Genomic DNA, 14,788 nt, shown 5'->3' with positions numbered 1-14,788 from the left:
TCGCGCGCTGCACGAACGCAAGCAGGTGCTTGAGGCCGAGTTGACTCACAGTCTCGATCGGTCGCGCGGAGAAAAGGCGATGTGCAGCATTGTCGCCTGCACGCCGTTCGAAATCTTGTCAGCTATTTACAAGGGCAATGCCCAGTTTTACTCCGCTACGCAGTGAGCTAACCGACTCTCAAAGCCGCCTTTTCTGCCAGCAAACGGGCGTGTCTGTCATGCAACGGTCGTCAACGAAATAGGAACACTTGAAGTCTAGCCTGGCGCTCACGATGCAATGTCTCCATACTGTGTAACATCAATGTCAAAACGCACTAAAAGAAAGATTGTCTTCGCGGATGCCTTCGCTGGTTGCGGGGGACTCTCGCTTGGTCTCATGCAAGCTGGCCTAACAGCCCGCTTCGCCATCGAACATGATAAATTTGCTTTTGAAACCCTCAAAACCAATTTGATCGAGGGCACAGCACCGTACAAGTTCTCGTGGCCGCGTTGGCTACCAAAGCAACCGATTTCGATCACCAAACTCATAGACGCCTACCGGAACGAACTCGGCTCGATGGCGGGCTCAGTCGATGTGCTAGTCGGTGGCCCCCCATGCCAGGGCTTTTCTTCCGCAGGCCGCCGCCGGCACGACGATCCTAGGAATAAATTGTTTTCCTACTACCTAAGGCTCGTTGACCTGCTGAAGCCGCGTATCGTCGTCATAGAGAACGTACGTGGTTTCACTGCTGACTTTGATGTCGAAGGCGGGGTGAAGAATTATTCGCAACAGCTTCGCCAAAAATTATCTTCGTCTTACGACGTCTTCGAAGGAATATTGGACCTTTCGCAGTTTGGCGTACCCCAATCTCGTGTTCGCTACTTCCTGATCGCACTGAAACCCGGCACATACGATCGCAATCCGTTCGAGCTGCTCAGGGAACGGCTGCCTTCATTCCTAAGGTCTTTAGGAGTCACCGTGCCTGTGTCGTCTTGGTCCGCGATTTCGGATTTGGAAATTCGGCGGGGGGGCACCCAGGGCTCGAAAGATTCAAAGGGCTTCGAGGAAGTGAGATACCTGCGGCCGCGCACGCAATACCAAAAGCTAATGCATCAAGGCGCGCCAGAAATGAACAACCTGCGCTTAGCGCGCCATACGACCAAAGTCGCGAAGCGTTTCGAAGATATAATTGCGCTAAGCCACGCCGAGGGGCGCTTAAATATTACCATTAGCGAAGAGACGAGGCAGCGATATGGGTTGAAAAAGCGCGCCTTGCGCGTGCTCGATCCCGACCGGCCATCGCCCACGATTACGAGCATGCCCGATGACTTGATACACTATAATGAGCCGCGCACACTCACGGTCCGCGAGAATGCGCGGCTTCAAAGCTTTCCGGACTGGTTTGAATTCCAAGGCAAGTACACTACCGGTGGCCATCTCCGGCGAAAGGAAGTGCCACGGTTCACGCAGGTCGCGAATGCCGTGCCGCCCGTCGTGGCCAAGGCCATCGGCGAGATGCTTATGGAAGTGCTCTCTGCCCCGGCGAAGAAAAGCCGGAAGCTAAAAGCAAAATCAATCACCGCCTCCAAGGGCGGCGAACAGCGCCCTGAAGTCAGAGCGCAAGGCTAGAATAGTCCGACGCAATTCCCGAGCTTCGTCGACGCCGATCGCCTCGCCTTTGGCGTTGAGGACCTTTTTGGGTCCCTCGCCCGGCTCCGCAACTTCGTGGCCCAGGAGGTTTCTATCCGGAACTACTTCCTGCATGTAGGTCGTAACCGAGGCACGAGCCGAGGCATGTTCACTAAAAGTATCCAGCTTAAGTATGCGAGAAAGCATGTGAAGGCGGTCGTGTGCGCTAAATATAACATGAGCTTCGAGTAGTTCGTCCAATTCAGTTGTATTCCTCAACTTCTCGACACGCTTCGTAAAATCTTTCAGCCGATCATCAATGAATTTGATTCCCGTCTTGACGAGTTCCTTCTTGCCATCAAGATCGAGACGCCCGTGTGCAAGGCGAAGGCACTCGCCAATCATGTGATCAATGTCGCTCGTCGCTCCCATCACAATTCCCCGAGTATGATCGAGATCGAGCACCTTTTGTACCAACGAGTCGAACACGTTGATGATTTCATCGACGAGTTCTCCTCGTGTTGTGTAGAAGATACCATCAATATGGGCGGCAGCCGCAAGGCCTCGTAGATCGTCCGGCGACGTGTGCGCTGAATAAAAAATTACGTCTTTATAAGGAATTTTAGCTCGAATTTCGTCGATGACATTTTGTCCCCATACGTCATTTCCAAGGTCCCAATCGACTAAAACCAGATCGATCTCGTCGTTGAATACACTTTCTGCAATGCGAACGCGTACGTCGTCAATCGACTCGCAATATGTCGGATTGAATTCGAAACCTTGCCTTTCCATGTGCTCCGAGATCGGGTGGGCCTGCGCTCTTACCCGGTCAAGTTGGTCATCAACCCAAATGGCGTTGAAATTGAGCCTCATTTTGACCTCTTCTCGCCAACAATTTTAATAATGAAGGAAACGCCCTGCGCTTTGTTGCTTTCATCCAATTCAATGCTGCCGCCCATCTGTCCGAGGACTTGCCGGACGTGGTAAAGCCCGAGGCCGGAGCCACGCGTCGTTGTGTAGCCCATCTCAAAAATACGCGCCGGATCAACGCCTCTTGCCAACCCTTGGCCGTTGTCCGCGACACGGATAGTCACGCTGTCTTTGTCGAGGCTAGAAATCTGGAACGAAATTCGCGACGCCTTCGCCTTGCGCGCGTTGCTCACCAGGTTATCAATGATGATTGAGACGTCCATCGGATTGAAACGCAGGCGCATGCCTGCATGGTCGTTAGACACGTCTATGCGTATGCGCGAACTTACAGCGGCCTTGGCAACGTTCGTTATGTACTCGGTTATAAACTCGGGCAGGTTTGCGTTTATCTTTTCAGATTCCAGCTTGAAGTTCGCTTTCGCAGCGAACTTCGTAACGGCAAGCACTTTGCGGTTGAGAAACGCCATTTGCTCAAGCGCTACGAGAACAGCCTCTCGCGGCACCTGTTTTTGGCCCTGCGTCGACGCGAGCAAGTTTTCGATCTGCTGGCCTATATCGACCGCATAAATCGTTACCTGATGATGGAGGTTTAAGATTGTCGCAACATCGAGGCTGACGACAGATTCCAGGAACAAAGATCGACGGCGTTCAGTCTCAATTTCGGCCTCGGCTCGAACAGCTCGGTCAGTAGCCTGCGCCGCCACTGTGCGCTCGCGATCAGCTATCTTCCTGGCCTCAGCCTCCGATTTTCTGAGCGCTTCAAAGCGCTTCTCCGCCTTTTCGATTTTATCAATGAAAGACTTGTCGCCCGTTTTCTCTGCGATTGATCGAAGATTGACGATAGAGGATTCGAACTCTTCTGAACGTTCATTCAAGAGCCCGATGAGGCGCGTGCTATACTCCTGTAGTTCAACATCGTCACGGTCAACGAGGTTTGCGACCGCAGCGACAACACGCGCCCGGCCGGGATCATTCAATAGCCGTGACAAATCGCTTGAATCGGCTTCGCCCTTGTCGGCCCAGGAAACCGGCACAACGTATTTTTCCAACCGCTTAAGGCCGTGCTCCATAACGGCTTTGTTGAGTTCCTTGACGGCAGCATTCTCGATGAGTCCTTGGTTTCGGCTCGACGCCTCCTGGAATTCGGTTTCCGAACCATACACATCGACGCGACCGATCACGTCACGCGTTCCAAGAAACCTGTTATAACCCTGCTGCTTCCTTCGGTCGAAGCCGAACCAATCGTCTGTTACTTCCCCGATTGGATAAACGCGGAAGCCGTTACGGAATAAAAACACCGAACCGAAATTTACGGACGGCAAGCCGACTCTTCGCGCAAAAGTTAGCTTTGACGAACGGTTCAAATAGTAAATTTCACATTTGAAACCGGAATTCCCCAGGTGACGATAAGGATTCGGCTCGCGAATTTTGTACACCACCTCGCCTCGGTCGGTGAGCGTCGTGTCGAGGTATCCATTGACGATGGAAACTTGGATAAATGTCGTTTTTTCCTGAAGATCAGCAAAAATGAAATTTCCAACTCGCCCGTTTACGATTTCACGAGCGAGAGGCTCTTCTTCCTCTTGTGCTGCTTGTTTTCCGACCCGCTTGTCCTCTGCGAGTTCCGCAGGCGCGCTAATATAAATGTTGAAGCTGTCGGTCTCGGCGCCAAACGGATTGATCAGTTTGGCAAGCGAGGATTTCAAAGCCAACAGTTCGGCGCGGTTCCATTTGTTTCGGAGTTTGCGAAGCTCGATGACGGTGCCACTCCTCAGGCTCGACGCAAACCTCTGGAGAGTCTTTGGAACCTCAAAGTCGCGCGCGGCCTTGTAGGTAACGGGGATGTCTTCAAAATGCTCCTTGTCATCCTTCTCAAAACGCTGCCAATTAATATCAAGCCGATGGACGATGCTCGGCGCACCTTTGGCTATGGTCTGCAAGGTTAGCTCTTCACCGAGCCGGTCAGAGGAGAACCTTCCAATCCCCTTGCTTCCCGCTACATGCCTGTCGGCTGCCTGTTGCCGGAAGTCGCTACTTTCCTCATTTCGCTTTGCTGAATAAGCGACAAACAGCCATTTGTTATTCAGGTCATCATAGGACATGCCCGTGCCGTTATCGGCAACAATGACGCTGTCGTTTTCAAAATGGATGTGGACGGTATCAGCACCCGCATCGAAAGAATTCTTGACCATCTCGAAAATCGCAACTTCATGGTCAGTTATCAGTTCTCGCCCTAGGACGCGTTTGAGTCCCGTGCTGACGTCGAAATGCAGCTCTTCCGTAGCTGGTGGCTTTTCGCGACTGGACATTATTGAAAGCGCTCCTTCGCGGCGGGCGAGAGGAAGCTTTCAGCCTTGGTTGCTATTCTTTCGGGCGCTTTTGTCTCGCATTCCCAGATAACCAAAGCGTCCCAACCCGCCTGCCGCAATGCTTCAAGGTTGGCGTGGTCCCGAACCTTATTCCTGGCAAACTTCTCAAGCCAATATTGTTGCCTGCTCTTGGGAACATTCGCCACCTTGCAGCCCTCATGGCCATGCCAAAAGCAACCATGGACGAAGATCACCTTTCGACGTGAAGGAAACACGATATCGGGTGCACCCGGCAAATTCCGTCGATGGAGACGGTAACGATATCCCAATGCGTGCAAGGCCCGGCGGACAACCATTTCGGGCTTCGTATCCTTGCTGCGAATGCGAGACATTCGTTCGCTACGCTCGGCTTTCGTTAAAGTATCCATTCAATCGCTAACCAGACAAAGAACCAAAGACCGCAACCGAATGCGGCTATTGCTTAGATTAGCACATCGTCCTGCCAAATGAAGTCCGACAAACGCCTGCGCAACAATAGGTTAGCTCGGATGCAGCCCCCGGCACAAAAATTTCCCGTTTCGGTCTGCCCAATTGCTTCCATGCAAGCGGACGACAACCACGCTCGGCGGATCGCGAAATCAATTCAAGGGACTAACCGCTAGAGCGGATAAAGGGACTGGTGCGGGCGGCCGGACTCGAACCGGCACAGGCCTTTCAGCCCTACGGATTTTCGTACCACTTCGGCTTGCGCCGCCCCGCCTTGCGCGTTCGCGCTGTCAGGCGAGTTCGTGGTCTGGACTATCCCTTCACCCTAGCGCGTTCGCGCCTTAGGTGCTGCCCGTCTAGTCTCTACACCTTCGCGCCGTCCGTTCGGACGGAGCGCTTGGCTCGGGATTGCCTTTGACCGGTTTCCCCGAATTTGGGCAGTTCTGCTCCTTCGGTTTCCCGGAGGGCACTCAATTGCTTAAGTCCGTTGCGTCTACCAATTTCGCCACGCCCGCATCACGTCCTGTATAGCCGCTGATCTCGCGGAGGCCAAGGCTGTAGAACCGCGCGCAATTAAACCGCTAATTCCCTGCTCCGCGCCTCTTTTACCCTCTGTTTCGGCGGCTTCTTGCGGCGGACATTGATCGCGGCGGCATCGAGGCGATTCTTGATGTGCGAGGCGTAGTATTTCTCGATCATCTCGACGCTCGTCCGGCAGTTTTTCGCGATCTGGTAGATGTCGGCCCCTTCCATAAGCCGCAGGCAGATGTAGGTATGGCGAAGGCTGTAGGCCGTCCGGCGCTGGCCTTCGCGGTCGAACTTAAGGTCTTCCTCGTCGAGGATGATATTGAACAGGTCGTGATGCGATCGCGGAAACAGCCTGTCCTTCGGACCCGGCTTGAACAGCGCGACTTGCTTTTCCGACACGCCCTCGTAAGGAACGCCCTCTTCAAATTTAGGCCGCTTCCGCTCCAGCAATCGCTTGAACGGGAACACAGCGCCCTTGGTGCTTTTGCAGTAGCCGACGCCCCTCTTCCCGCGCACCTCGATTTCCAGGATTGTTTCGCTGGTCGCGTGATCCTTGACAATACTCACGTCGCGAAACTCCAGCCGCAACGCCTCGTCAGGCCGAAGGCCCGTATTCGCCATGAACAAAACGAAGTCATGCAATTGCTCGCATGCCCATTTCCATCTTGGTTTCGGTGGCTTCTTTGCCCTCTGCCCGGTCGCCTCATAAAGCTTGCGATACTCCTCCGGCGAAAACCAAGCGCGATGCGAAATTTTCGCGGAAGCACGATAGGGCTCGGACAGGTCGGGAAGATATTGAAGCCACCCGTGCCGCAAGGCTGTCTTCAGTGTCTGCCGAAGGCAGACGATTTCCTGATGTAGCGTGTTACGCGCCGCCGGCTTGCCGAATTTTTCCATCGCTTGCTGGCGACGCCAGATGCGATATTCCTGCACTTTTCCAGCGGTGATCTCCGACAATCCCATCTCGCCGAAGAATGGGAGGAGATAAAGCTTCAGTCGCCGCCAGTGTCCTTCGACGTAAACCTCGCTGCGTTCGCCCTCGGTGATGGTTTCGAATTCAAGGCGGAACTGTTCCGCCGCGTCGCGGAACCGCTTTTCATTTTTGAGCATCCCGGCTTTGTGCTTGCCCCTGAGGCCGAGATACCAGTCCTCCGCTATATCCTTCGCGCGGTCGAGGCTCTCTTCCTTGGTGGAGATGCGATGGTTGCGGCCGCCGAGAAAAGCCGCGCACTGCCAGAAGCGCGAGTTCTCGCGCTTGTAGACATGGAGGGCGCCGCCCATGAGATCATGACTTGTAGACACACGCGTACGCATACGCGCATTTGGGGCAAAAGTCCAGTTTTGTGTAATGGTTGTGTAACTATCTGAATTTTTGAAACTTATTTATTTTCAGTACGTTAACTCATGTTTTTAGGTTGAAATACGGATTTTAAGTCCTTTGCGTCTACCAATTTCGCCACGCCCGCGTAGCCCTCGCCATAAAGCGCCGTGGCGCTCGACGCAAATCTATCGCTTGAACTATCCCTTGCCACCGGCGATCGGCGCCTGGAAGGCGAGACCAAGATCCCAGGGAAAATAGATCCACGTATCCTGCGAAACCTCGGTCATGAAACTATCGACATAAGGCCGGCCGAGCGGCTTGGCGTAGATCGTCGCGACATGCGCCTTGGGCAGGAGTTCGCGGACGACCCGCGCGGTCGCGCCGGTATCGACCAGATCGTCAACGACGAGAACGCCCGCACCCTGCCCGGCGGCGATCTCGGGCGCGATCGCCTTGATGATCTTCGGCGGTCCCTGTTGGACAGTGTGGTCGTAGCTCATCACCGAAATCGATTCGACCACGCGCAGATCGAGTTCGCGCGCGACGATGGCGGCAGGAACCAGACCGCCACGGGCGATGCCGACCACGGCGGTAAACGGCCCCGCCTCGGCAAGACGCCAGGCCAGCGCGCGGGCGTCGCGATGAAATTGGTCCCAGGAGACCTGGAAGGATCGTTGCGGCGCATCATTCATGTGATCGTATATTTGTCCCTGCCGGTGGCGCGCAGATCGGCGATGATCTGCTCGATCGCCGCGACGGCCGCGCCGACCTGCGCCGGGTCTTTGCCGCGCACCACGACCTCATTGTGAAAGCGACCGTCGACGATCGACGGATAGGAGCCGATCGAGAGGTCGGGATGTTGCGCGGCCACATAGCCGAGGTCAGCGGCATACGCGCCTTCTGGAATATCGCCGATGGCGATGCTTCTGGCGTGGGTGCGCGGCCCGGTCTCAAGGCTCGGCGCCACGGCGGCGAGCATCGCCTGCATGATCGCCGGCACCCCGGCCATGACGATGACATTGCCGATCTTGAAGCCCGGCGCCTTGGAAATGGAATTCTCGACCAGATCGGCGCCCTGCGGAATGCGCGCCATGCGCCGTCGCGCCTCGTTGAGATCGTCGGGTCTGATTCGCTGCAGCAGCAGCGCGATGGCACGCGGGTCTTCGACCACCGGCACGCCGAAGGCAGCGCCGATCGCATCGGCGGTGATATCGTCATGCGTCGGCCCGATACCACCCGTCGTGAAGACATAGGTATAGCGGTGCCGGAGCGCGTTGAGCGCGGCGACGATCTCGTCCATCACGTCAGGCACGACCCGCACTTCGCGCAGGTCGATGCCGCGCTCGGCCAGAAAATCGGCGGTGAAGCCGATATTCTTGTCCTTGGTGCGGCCGCTCAGGATTTCGTCGCCGATGACGAGGAGCGCCGCGGTAACCGGCTCCGTCATATATAAAACTCCGCATCTTCGCGTATGGCTCAGGCCAAGGTTGGCCTCGGGCCGCATCATGCCCTGCCGATGAGCCTCTCGTCGAGTGCGGCGGTCTTCACCAATGCGAAAACCGGCGCCCCGGCACCGAGACCGAGCTCATCGAGCGCGCGGCGGGTCGTCATGGCGAGCAATGTCCCATCGCCTTCGAGCGCGATATGGGCAATGGCAAGTGGACCCAGCGTCTCAATCTCGCCGAGCCGGCCTTTGAGTGCGCCCTGGACGCTCAGGCCATGCGGCGCGGCCGTCGAGAGCGTGACATCCGTCGCCTTGATCACGACGCGAAGCCGGATGCCCTCGGCGCCATGCGGACCGGCCAGCCAGATGGTGCCGGCGGGATGGATAAGCTCCGTCAACCCGTAGGCCTCGTCGCGGGCGCCGACATGCATGGTGAGAATGCTGGCGCGGTCGGCACGCGCATCATCGCCGAGCGCTGTTGGCAAAACCTCGGCCGGGTCGCCGATCGCGGCCACATGCCCCCGTTCCAGAACCACCACCCGGCTCGCCAAACGCGAGACTTCTTCGATATCATGCGAAACATAGACAATCGGAATCTTGAATTCGTCGCGCAGCCGTTCGATCAGCGGCAAGATTTCGAGCCGCCGGGCTTTGTCGAGCGCGGCAAGCGGCTCGTCCATCAGCAGAAGCTGCGGACCAGACAGCAAGGCACGGCCGATGGCGACGCGCTGGCGTTCGCCGCCGGAAAGTTTGGCAGGCGTGCGGCCGAAAAGCTGGCCAATTCCCAAAGCCTCGACGACCGCATCGAAGCTGATGGCCCGGGCCGCACGCGGCGCAAACCAGCGCCCGAAGAGCAGATTTTGGCGCACGCCCAAATGCGGGAACAAATGCGAATCCTGAAACACCATGCCGATGTGGCGGCGATAGGCCGGCAGAAAGATTCTTTTATCCGTGTCAACCAGCGCGCGGCCATCGAGGACCACATGCCCGCGATCCGGCCGGTCAAGGCCTGCAATGAGCCCGATCGTCAGCGACTTGCCGGAGCCGGAACGGCCAAACAGCGCCGTAATCCCGCCATCGTTGTGGAACGCGACCTTCAGATTGAACGTACCGACATGGCGCGCAACATCGACATCGATCATCGGCCGGCGAGCCTCTTCTCGCCGCGCGCCTGAATGATCTCCGAGGCAACGATCGCGACAATTGCGATCAGCAGCGAGACAAGCGTCAGATGCAGCGCCTTCTCGTCAGCGCCCGGCTCCTGCGTATAGGTGTAGATCAGTGTGGGGATCGTCTGCGTTTCACCAGGGATATTTGAGACGAAGGTGATCGTCGCGCCGAATTCGCCGAGCGCGCGGGCGAAAGACAAAGTCGCGCCCGCGACAATTCCCGGAACAGCCAAAGGCAGGCTGACGAGCAAAAAGCGAAAGACTGGATTGGCGCCGAGCGTGCTCGCTGCCTTCTCCAGATTGGGGTCGATCGATTCGAACGAAAGACGCATCGCCCGCACCATGAGAGGAAAGCCCATGATTGCGCAGGCGAGCGCCGCGCCCGTCCAGCGGAACGACAGAATGATGCCGAGATCGGCCAGCGCCTGGCCGAAAATGCCGCGGCGGCCGAAACCGATCAGCAGCAGATAACCCGTGACGACAGGCGGCATGACAAGCGGCAGGTAGACCAGCGCGGTGACGAGCGTCTTGCCGGGGAAATGCCAGCGCGCCAGCCCATAGGCGACGAGAATGCCGAACGGCAGGCTGCCGAGAAGCGCGACGATGGCGATGCGCAGCGACAGTAGAACCGCGGTCCAGTCATCCGGCCCGAGAAAGTCCTGCAATGCTATATTCTCCCGAATATGGCAAAGTCCGGCTTCTCGACCGATCGCGTGCGCCTGTCAAGAACGACGCACCTTAATGCCGCCAATAGGTCTTGATGAAAAAGGCACAGGTGATCGCGATCGTGATGCCGAGCGTCACGATGCGCACCAAATGGGATGGCGTAACGCGCCCAAGCTGCGCGCCGCCGATCCCGCCGATCAGCGAACCGGCAAGCATTGCGAGCGTCTGCGGCCAGAGGACGGCGCGCGCAAACAGGAAGATGATGATCGCCACCGTATTGGCCGCCGTGATCAGCAGGCTGCGCGGACCCTGCAAGGCCTTGATGTCGGTCTCCCCGAAGAGGCACCAGACCGCAAGCATCATGACGCTGGCGGCGCCACCGAAGTAACCTCCGTAAATCCCCAAAATGAATTGCGCCACCAGCACCAATGGCGAGCCATGAAAGCGGCCTTCAATGGCTATTGCGATCCGTCGTCCAAACGCAAGCGCCAAAGTCGCAAGCAGCAAAAGCCAAGGCAGCATGATTGTGAACGACGACGACGGCGTGTGAAGCAGCAACAGGCTGCCGATCAGGCCGCCGACCAAAGTCACGATCAACATCGGCCATTTGCCGACGCCGCAGATCGAGCGGAACGAGTTCGGATAGATCAGCGCACTTGCGATCGTACCCGGCCACAACGCAATTGTACTCGACGTGTTGGCGAGAACCGCGGGCATCCCGGTCGCAATCATCGCCGGCACAGATACAAACGAGCCACCGCCCGCGAGCGAATTCATCGCACCCGAACAGAAGCCGGCAGCAAACAGGAAAGCGAGGGTGGGAAATATGACGGAATGATCAAGCATTGTGATCAGCCCGTATAGGATTCCGCGGCCTGGCGGAATCTCTTTTGTCCTATTGTGGCGCTCCGACGCGCTCGATCTCCCATTCGAGCGTCACGCCACTTGTCGCAAAGACGCGGCGGCGAACCTCTTCGCCGAGAGATTCGATGTCCTGCGCGCTGGCCGCGCCGCGATTGATGAGGAAATTGCAATGCAGTTCTGACACCTGCGCATCGCCGACAACGAGCCCGCGACAACCCGCGGCATCGACCAATTGCCACGCCTTATCGCCCGGAGGGTTTTTGAACGTCGAGCCGCCGGTGCGTGTATTGATCGGCTGCGTTTCCTGACGCGATTTCGTGATCTCTGCCATCTGCGCTTCGATCGCGGCGCGTTCCCCGGCTTTGCCCTCATAAAGCGTGGAGGTGAAAATGAGATCGTGCGGCACAGAAGCGTGACGATAGGAGAATCCCATTTCCGCATTGCTGAAAACATGCAGTTTGCCGGTACGATCGATCGCGCGGCAGGACACGAGTACGTCTTTCGTCTCCGCGCCATAGGCACCGGCATTCATGCGCAGCGCGCCGCCAACGGCGCCGGGAATACCGCGATAGAAGGCAAGGCCCGCGATATTCGCCTCGGCGGCCGCGCCCGCGAGTTTCACATCGAGAATCCGCGCGCCGGCCTCGATACGTAAACCGTCGATGCGCAGATTATGAAAGCCCTTGCCGAGACGGATGACGATTCCGGTGATGCCGCCATCGCGCACCAGAAGGTTGGAGCCGACGCCGACAACAGTGACATGAATGTCCGGGTCGAGACGCTGCAAAAAATACGCGAGATCTTCTTCATCCGCCGGTGTGAATAGAACCTGAGCCGGGCCGCCGGTGCGAAACCAGCAGAGGTCCGCCATGTGGACGTTGGACTCGAGCCGGCCGCGCAGATCCGGCGCGGCCTTGTGTAGCGCGGGCGTGAGATCAGGAAAGATCATGCCGCATCGCCGGCCGCCAATTGGCCCGGCAGCGCATAGGCCCATTGCGTGATATTGCCAGCACCGAGGAAAACAACATAGTCGCCGGCTTTTGCGACACCGCGCACGATCTCGGCAAGCTGCGTCGGGCCGGTAAGCGGGAGCGCCTGACGATGACCATGCGCTTTTATCGCGGCGACGAGACCATCGCGATCCGCGCCTTCGATCGGCGCTTCGCCGGCCGCATAGACATCCGCGACGATCACCACATCGGCATCGTTGAAGCAGGTCGCGAATTCATTGAAGAGCGAATGAAGTCGCGTATAGCGATGCGGCTGCACGATGGCGATGACCTGGCCTTTCGTCGAGGCGCGTGCGGCGCGCAGCACCGCGGCGATCTCGACCGGATGATGTCCGTAATCGTCGAAAATGCGCACGCCGTTCCATTCGCCCGTCGGCGTGAAGCGCCGCTTGACGCCGCCAAACCCTGCGAGCGCACTCCGGATCGAATCCGCGCTCATACCAAGCTGATAGGCGACCGCAATCGCCGCCGTCGCGTTGAGCGCGTTGTGATGGCCGGGCATCGGCAGACCCAGATTCTCGAGCCTGACTTCGGTGCCCTTGAGGCGGTCGTGGATGATGACATTGAAGCGCGACTTGCCGCCGGTCAGATCGACATCGACGAGGCGCACGTCGGCCTGCGGATTTTCGCCATAAGTGATGACGCGCCGATCCTCGATCTGGCCGACAAGCTCCTGCACCGTCGGATGATCAAGACACATCACGGCAAAGCCATAGAACGGCAGATTCTCGATGAAGGAGAGAAACGCCGCCTTGATCGCATCGAACGTCTTGAAATGATCGAGATGCTCGGGATCGATATTGGTGATGATCGCAATATCGGCAGGCAGTTTGAGGAACGTGCCGTCGCTTTCGTCGGCTTCGACAACCATCCAATCGCCAGCACCGAGCCGTGCATTGGTGCCATAGGCATTGATGATGCCGCCATTGATGACGGTCGGGTCGAATTTGCCCGCATCGAGCAGCGTAGCGACAAGCGATGTCGTCGTCGTTTTGCCGTGCGTGCCGGCGATGGCGACGCATTGTTTGAGCCGCATGAGTTCAGCCAGCATTTCGGCGCGCCGGACAACCGGCAGACGCTTTTCGCGCGCGGCGACAAGTTCCGGATTGTCACGCTTGATCGCGGTCGAGACGACGACCACCGCGGCTTCGCCAAGATTCGCGGCATTGTGGCCGATGTAGACAGTGGCGCCCTTCTCACGCAGGCGCAGAACATTCGCATTCTCGCTCGCGTCGGAACCTTGAATCTTATAGCCGAGATTGAGCAACACTTCGGCGATGCCAGACATGCCGATGCCGCCGATGCCGACGAAATGAATTGGTCCCAGTTCGCGCGGCAGCTTCATGCTTTTTTGTTTCCGAGAGCGACATTGATCACGAGATCGGCGAGCCTCTTGGCGGCGTCGCTGATTCCGGCTTTCTGGGCTGCGGCGGCGCGCGACGCAAGCCCCTCGGGATTTTGCCGCGCCGCGCGCAATGTATCGGCGAGCCATTGTGGCGTGAAATCCGCCTCGCGGATGACTTGCGTGGCGCCGGTCGCCGCAAGCTCGGCCGCATTCGCCGCCTGATCCTGGTCGAGCGCATGTGGAAACGGCACGAGGATCGACGGGCGGCCGATCACCGCCAGTTCTGAGACGGTCGATGCGCCAGCGCGCGCGATTACCAGCGAAGCCGCCGCGACACGCGACGGGAGATCGGCAAAAAACGGCAGGACTTCCGCTGCGACCGCGCCGGCTTCATAGGCCTTGGCAACGCGCACCTGATCCTCGCCGCGTGCCTGCTGCACGATCTTCAGCCCCGCCCGCTCATCCGGCGACAGAAGCGAAATGGCCGGTGGCACGATATCGGCCATTACGCGGGCGCCTTGCGAGCCACCGGTAACGAGCAGATCGAACGTGTCGTCGCTCGGGACATGATATGGTACCGCAGCGGCGGCGAGCACTGCAGGACGCACGGGATTGCCGGTGTGATAGGTCGGCGCCTTGATGCCCAGCCCCAAGCCGTTCAGCGTCGGGAAACCGTGTGCCACTGCATCGACGCGCGCCGCAAGGAAGCGATTGGCGCGGCCCATAACCGCGTTCTGCTCATGCAGGATCGTCGGCACGCGCAGCAGCGTCGCAGCGAAGACCGGCGGCACGCTGGGATAGCCGCCAAAGCCGACAACGACCGCGGGACGATGGCGGCCAATCAGCCAAAGCGCCGAAACCGTGCCGGACAGCAGCGTCAGGATCGCCTTGGCGCGGGCGAAAACGCCGCCGCCGCTTGGCGTTGCCGAAGGAATTTGATGCACCGCCTGCGCCGGAAAGTCGCCACCGTACTTCTTGCCGCGCGAATCCGTGAGAAGCTCGACCGCGACGCCCCGGGCCGATAATTCCCGCGCCAGCGCTTCGGCGGGGAAGAGATGGCCGCCAGTGCCACCCGCCGCGACGAATATTGGCCCGGAACTCACGATT

Annotated in this window: 13 protein-coding genes; 1 reads left to right on the top strand and 12 read right to left on the bottom strand. The window is 58.2% G+C overall.

Annotated elements, in window-relative coordinates:
• Nucleotides 1-301: 301 nt before the first annotated feature.
• Nucleotides 302-1,609, top strand: coding sequence for a DNA cytosine methyltransferase (locus tag WDN02_RS10950; protein ID WP_337293518.1), 1,308 nt, complete (start codon nt 302-304; stop codon nt 1,607-1,609).
• Here WDN02_RS10950 and WDN02_RS10945 read toward each other — a convergent pair.
• The 12 genes from WDN02_RS10945 to murG form a co-directional block, all read right to left on the bottom strand.
• Nucleotides 1,553-2,482, bottom strand: a complete 930-nt coding sequence (locus WDN02_RS10945; protein ID WP_337293517.1) for a hypothetical protein — start codon at nt 2,480-2,482, stop codon at nt 1,553-1,555. The two genes, WDN02_RS10950 and WDN02_RS10945, sit on opposite strands and share 57 nt — an antisense overlap.
• Nucleotides 2,479-4,848, bottom strand: a complete 2,370-nt coding sequence (locus tag WDN02_RS10940) for a sensor histidine kinase (protein WP_337293516.1) — start codon at nt 4,846-4,848, stop codon at nt 2,479-2,481. The genes WDN02_RS10945 and WDN02_RS10940 overlap by 4 nt, the downstream gene beginning before the upstream one ends.
• On the bottom strand, nt 4,848-5,276 hold the full coding sequence (gene vsr, locus WDN02_RS10935; RefSeq protein WP_337293515.1) for a DNA mismatch endonuclease Vsr: 429 nt from the start codon (nt 5,274-5,276) through the stop codon (nt 4,848-4,850). Before vsr ends, WDN02_RS10940 begins: the two co-directional genes overlap by 1 nt.
• A 631-nt stretch (nt 5,277-5,907) precedes the next feature.
• Complete coding sequence (locus tag WDN02_RS10930) at nt 5,908-7,176, bottom strand: site-specific integrase (RefSeq protein WP_337293514.1); 1,269 nt, start codon at nt 7,174-7,176, stop codon at nt 5,908-5,910.
• 204 nt (nt 7,177-7,380) lie between these two features.
• A complete protein-coding gene (gpt, locus tag WDN02_RS10925; RefSeq protein ID WP_337293513.1) occupies nt 7,381-7,875 on the bottom strand; it encodes a xanthine phosphoribosyltransferase in 495 nt (164 codons plus the stop codon).
• Nucleotides 7,872-8,630 carry a molybdopterin-binding protein gene (locus tag WDN02_RS10920; RefSeq protein WP_337293512.1) on the bottom strand — a complete coding sequence of 253 codons (759 nt, stop codon included), beginning with the start codon at nt 8,628-8,630 and terminating at the stop codon, nt 7,872-7,874. Before WDN02_RS10920 ends, gpt begins: the two co-directional genes overlap by 4 nt.
• A gap of 56 nt (nt 8,631-8,686) precedes the next feature.
• Complete coding sequence (gene modC / locus WDN02_RS10915) at nt 8,687-9,769, bottom strand: molybdenum ABC transporter ATP-binding protein (protein ID WP_337293511.1); 1,083 nt, start codon at nt 9,767-9,769, stop codon at nt 8,687-8,689.
• The gene (modB, locus tag WDN02_RS10910) at nt 9,766-10,461 is read right to left on the bottom strand and encodes a molybdate ABC transporter permease subunit (RefSeq protein ID WP_337293510.1); all 696 of its coding nucleotides are present in this window, start codon (nt 10,459-10,461) and stop codon (nt 9,766-9,768) included. The genes modC and modB overlap by 4 nt, the downstream gene beginning before the upstream one ends.
• Nucleotides 10,462-10,534: 73 nt before the next feature.
• Nucleotides 10,535-11,308 carry a sulfite exporter TauE/SafE family protein gene (locus tag WDN02_RS10905; RefSeq protein WP_337293509.1) on the bottom strand — a complete coding sequence of 258 codons (774 nt, stop codon included), beginning with the start codon at nt 11,306-11,308 and terminating at the stop codon, nt 10,535-10,537.
• Between the two features lie 49 nt (nt 11,309-11,357).
• Nucleotides 11,358-12,275: a UDP-N-acetylmuramate dehydrogenase gene (gene murB / locus WDN02_RS10900; RefSeq protein ID WP_337293508.1), complete on the bottom strand. Its 918-nt coding sequence runs from the start codon at nt 12,273-12,275 to the stop codon at nt 11,358-11,360.
• Entirely contained in the window at nt 12,272-13,681 is a 1,410-nt protein-coding gene (gene murC, locus WDN02_RS10895) for a UDP-N-acetylmuramate--L-alanine ligase (RefSeq protein WP_337293507.1), read from the bottom strand. Before murC ends, murB begins: the two co-directional genes overlap by 4 nt.
• A complete protein-coding gene (gene murG, locus WDN02_RS10890) occupies nt 13,678-14,784 on the bottom strand; it encodes an undecaprenyldiphospho-muramoylpentapeptide beta-N-acetylglucosaminyltransferase (RefSeq protein ID WP_337293506.1) in 1,107 nt (368 codons plus the stop codon). Before murG ends, murC begins: the two co-directional genes overlap by 4 nt.
• Nucleotides 14,785-14,788 lie beyond the last annotated feature (4 nt).

This window comes from Methylovirgula sp., assembly GCF_037200945.1.
Classification (GTDB): Bacteria; Pseudomonadota; Alphaproteobacteria; order Rhizobiales; family Beijerinckiaceae; genus Methylovirgula.
Note: the sequence above shows the minus strand (reverse complement) of the source record. Positions and strands in the feature narration are given on the sequence as shown.